1 rRNA gene is annotated in these 1,617 nt (G+C 55.0%); it reads right to left on the reverse strand.

Annotation, left to right across the window (positions count from 1 at the left end):
• Nucleotides 1-18: 18 nt before the first annotated feature.
• Nucleotides 19-1,536: ribosomal RNA gene (locus tag CORTU0001_RS03295) — 16S ribosomal RNA — on the reverse strand.
• Nucleotides 1,537-1,617: the final 81 nt, after the last annotated feature.

A 1,617-nucleotide genomic window follows, 5' to 3' on the forward strand; every position in this document is an offset into this window, starting at 1 on the left:
AAAATAAAAGCTCCTTAGAAAGGAGGTGATCCACCCGCACCTTCCGGTACGGGTACCTTGTTACGACTTCGTCCCAATCGCCGATCCCACCTTCGACGGCTCCCTAACAAGTTTGGGCCACCGGCTTCGGGTGTTACCAACTTTCATGACGTGACGGGCGGTGTGTACAAGGCCCGGGAACGTATTCACCGCAGCATTGCTGATCTGCGATTACTAGCGACTCCGACTTCATGGGGTCGAGTTGCAGACCCCAATCCGAACTAAGGCCGGCTTTCAGCGATTCGCTCCACCTCACAGTGTCGCTGCGCGTTGTACCGACCATTGTAGCATGTGTGAAGCCCTGGACATAAGGGGCATGATGATTTGACGTCATCCCCACCTTCCTCCGAGTTGACCCCGGCAGTCTCTCATGAGTCCCCAACCAAATGCTGGCAACATAAGACAAGGGTTGCGCTCGTTGCGGGACTTAACCCAACATCTCACGACACGAGCTGACGACAACCATGCACCACCTGTACACCAGCCACAAAGGGAAAGACTATCTCTAGCCCGATCCGGTGTATGTCAAGCCCAGGTAAGGTTCTTCGCGTTGCATCGAATTAATCCACATGCTCCGCCGCTTGTGCGGGCCCCCGTCAATTCCTTTGAGTTTTAGCCTTGCGGCCGTACTCCCCAGGCGGGGCGCTTAATGCGTTAGCTACGGCACGAAAGTCGTGAAAAGACCCTCACACCTAGCGCCCACCGTTTACGGCATGGACTACCAGGGTATCTAATCCTGTTCGCTACCCATGCTTTCGCTCCTCAGCGTCAGTAACTGCCCAGTAACCTGCCTTCGCCATCGGTGTTCCTCCTGATATCTGCGCATTTCACCGCTACACCAGGAATTCCAGTTACCCCTACAGTACTCAAGTTATGCCCGTATCGCCTGCACGCCCGGAGTTAAGCCCCGGAATTTCACAGACGACGCGACAAACCACCTACGAGCCCTTTACGCCCAGTAATTCCGGACAACGCTCGCACCCTACGTATTACCGCGGCTGCTGGCACGTAGTTAGCCGGTGCTTCTTATCTAGGTACCGTCACAAAAAGCTTCGTCCCTAGCGAAAGGAGTTTACAACCCGAAGGCCGTCATCCCCCACGCGGCGTCGCTGCATCAGGCTTGCGCCCATTGTGCAATATTCCCCACTGCTGCCTCCCGTAGGAGTCTGGGCCGTATCTCAGTCCCAATGTGGCCGTCCACCCTCTCAGGCCGGCTACCCGTCGCCGCCTTGGTAGGCCATTACCCCACCAACAAGCTGATAGGCCGCGAGCTCATCCTACACCGAAAAAACTTTCCAACCATCACACTAAAAATGGCTCCTATCCGGTATTAGACCCAGTTTCCCAGGCTTATCCCGAAGTGCAGGGCAGATCACCCACGTGTTACTCACCCGTTCGCCACTCGAGTACCCTGCAAGCAGGGCCTTTCCGTTCGACTTGCATGTGTTAAGCACGCCGCCAGCGTTCGTCCTGAGCCAGGATCAAACTCTCCACAAAAAAATTTCAGAACAAAAATCCGAAACAGGCCGTGAAAAGCCCGAAACCCAACAAAAGAACAAACCACCACAAACCACAAAA

It is taken from the genome of Corynebacterium tuberculostearicum SK141, assembly GCF_000175635.1.
Taxonomy (GTDB): domain Bacteria; phylum Actinomycetota; class Actinomycetes; order Mycobacteriales; family Mycobacteriaceae; genus Corynebacterium; species Corynebacterium tuberculostearicum_C.